Raw genomic sequence first — 2,707 nt, forward strand, 5'->3', positions numbered from 1 at the left:
CTCTGGTACACTTATCTTGCATGCTCTTAATCGCTTTGTCCCATTTTCGATCAGCTGACGTTCAAATTCTGGTTTGAATGCTTGGTAAAAGTCGTCAATATGGCAGTATAATTCGGTTAGGTTGTCCATGTAAGAAGTCCTTTTTGTTGAGTTTTTATTAGTACATTAACTTTAACAATTTTGGACTTCTTTTTTTGCCTTTTTTTGACCTGCTTATCCCGAACTCAGGTTAATTTAGTAAACACAAGTTAATAAAAAGAGGGATTGTCCTAGGACAGCCCCTCTTTTTTTATCTCTAAGATCTTTAGCTCTATATCGTTTTATGACTTAGAATAAGTTACTAAAGAATTTAGCAATGTGCTGCCAAGCGCGCTTGAAGATACCTGATTTTTCTACTGCCTCAGTAGCAACGATAGGTACTGAAGCCACAGATTTACCATCAATTACGGCCATCATACGACCAATCTCTTGGCCTTTAGCAATTGGGGCTTGGATATTATCAGAAATATTAATCACTGTGCTCACTTGGTCTGATTGAGTTTTGGTAATTAATACTTTTAAAGCTTCCCCTGTGGCTGCTTTAACGGAGTCTTCTTTGCCAAAATAAACCGGAACTGTGTCTACGAACTGATTGGCTGGAGCAACCACTTTAGTATCAAAGTGACCAAAGCCCCAAGTTAATAATTCACGAGACTGGTCGGCACGGTCCTGCATGCTCTTACTGCCCATAATTACTGAGATAAGGCGCATGTCATTGCGTAAGCTAGAAGCCGCTAGACAGTAGCCTGCTGCATCAGTATGACCGGTTTTTAGGCCATCTACTGTACTATCTGTGCGTAATAAAGCGTTACGATTGCCCTGAGTGATGTTGTTGTAAGTGAATTCTTTTTCAGAGTACAGCTTATAGTAGTCGCCGCCTTGTTTGATAATAGCACGAGACAAGATCGCTAAGTCACGAGCAGAGGCGTGATGACCTTCAGCGGGCATACCTGTGGCGTTAACAAAGTTGGTATTGGTCATGCCAAGCTCTTTGGCTTCAGCATTCATTAGCTGAGAGAAGGCTTGCTCACTGCCAGCAATGTGTTCAGCCATAGCTTTTGAGGCATCATTACCTGATTGAATAATAATGCCACGTAACATATCGATTACAGAGGCTGTCTTATTTACAGGGACATACATACAAGATTGATTGCTTGCACCACGACACCAAGCGTTTTCGCTCATCAGCACTTGATCATCTTCTTTTAATTCACCAGCCATCAATTTCTTTTCAATGATATGACTGGTCATCATCTTAGTTAGAGATGCAGGAGGTAGAGGTTGGTCTGCATTTTTTTCAGCTAAAATCGCACCGGTATCATAATCCATCAAGATGTAAGCGGTGTTATCCATTTCTGGTGGCGGAACAGGGGCCGCTGAAACAGCAGCTGATAAAGCTAGAAGCCCTGAGCCTAAGACAAAAGATTTCACAGTAGAGAATGGAGTTACAGTATTAGTTTTCACTAATAATGAAGGTAATAGCTTGTTTTCAGGAGCAGTCATATCTAAGACACCATATTTGGTCATAGTTTATTCAAGACTTAATCATAGGCTTAAATCCCTAAAGGCATTAACCTTTTTGATGACTTAACGACAAGCTAAGCCAAGGATGCGGTCAAGCAGTTATTTAGAGATTATAAGTTGCGATAACATCTGAATGAATCTAAATGGAAGGTAAAGGTTTACTATGTTACAAGTACTACATAATAGAAGTTAAAAAGCGTTAGGTCTATCCTTAACTATAAATAGAAACTATTGACAGTGGGGCCAAACGAGACAGTATATTAACAAATTGCACAAATGGGTTAAACAAATAATTGAGTAAATAGACGCTAAATTAAGTAAGTTAACTTTCAAATCTGATTTCGTCTAATAAATCAGAGTAAATACGGAATGTATCAGACAAAAAAAAGAGTCGAATCAAAGATGTCGACTCTTTTTATTATTTTTTATCACTTTAACTTTTTTATTACTTTAATACTGTGTGTTGACGTTGAAAGTTCTTATGTTAATGGGTTAGTTACTTTTTCACCCTAAAAAAGGCTTAAAAATCAGCACTTGCTAAGTCAGTACATAAGGCTAAGTTCTCGTCACGAGAATAACTTAAAGTCCAGTTGCGCATACTAGATAATATGGTCCTATAGTCTTGCTGAGTGGACAAATAGCGTATGGCTGCTTTTGGGTTATCAATAGACGGCAACATTTGCTTTAATTGCTGATTATACGTCTTTTGGAAGTTTTGTCTTTGCTGACGATTCAACATGGGAGGGCACACCTCAGATAACACTTGAAGTACTGCAATCTCATGTTTTGTGGCCGTAGCACGGGACAAATCAACCGGGATAGTGGTTTGTGCCGCTTGTGCTAGAGTTGACCCTATTAGAGCCACAGACCCAATAACGGCAGATAGAGCCAACTTACCGGCACTACTGCTCACTGAGCTGCTTAATACGGTATTACTTAAAAGGCTTGTCATAAGTTTTTTCATACTCATTATCATCATACTTAAAGATAAGTAATCTATAGATATCTAAGAATTACTATTAATTAAGAGGCAATGTCTTAAACCAGTAACTTAAAGACAACCAGTGCTCTGATATCACATAGATTTTTAAATCAAAAACAGGTTTTAAAGGTTAGGTACGCTTTTTATTATTGAGTAGTATTA

2 protein-coding genes and 1 pseudogene are annotated in these 2,707 nt (G+C 38.3%); all 3 read right to left on the reverse strand.

Annotated elements, in window-relative coordinates:
• Window positions 1–129 (reverse strand): annotated as a pseudogene (locus tag A1019T_RS12640) (IS982 family transposase); the annotation flags it as partial.
• A gap of 198 nt (window positions 130–327) precedes the next feature.
• Window positions 328–1,542, reverse strand: coding sequence for a D-alanyl-D-alanine carboxypeptidase family protein (locus A1019T_RS12645; protein ID WP_244156663.1), 1,215 nt, complete (start codon window positions 1,540–1,542; stop codon window positions 328–330).
• 541 nt (window positions 1,543–2,083) lie between these two features.
• Window positions 2,084–2,515 carry an MCR_0457 family protein gene (locus tag A1019T_RS12650; RefSeq protein ID WP_244156664.1) on the reverse strand — a complete coding sequence of 144 codons (432 nt, stop codon included), beginning with the start codon at window positions 2,513–2,515 and terminating at the stop codon, window positions 2,084–2,086.
• Between the last annotated feature and the right edge of the window lie 192 nt (window positions 2,516–2,707).

It is taken from the genome of Psychrobacter piechaudii (genome assembly GCF_900162825.1).
Taxonomy (GTDB): Bacteria; Pseudomonadota; Gammaproteobacteria; order Pseudomonadales; family Moraxellaceae; genus Psychrobacter; species Psychrobacter piechaudii.

Coding starts and splice junctions, on each gene's coding strand:
- A1019T_RS12645 (WP_244156663.1), bottom strand. CDS start 1,542: ATGACTGCTCCTGAAAACAAGCTATTACCTTCATTATTAGTGAAAACT.
- A1019T_RS12650 (WP_244156664.1), bottom strand. CDS start 2,515: ATGACAAGCCTTTTAAGTAATACCGTATTAAGCAGCTCAGTGAGCAGT.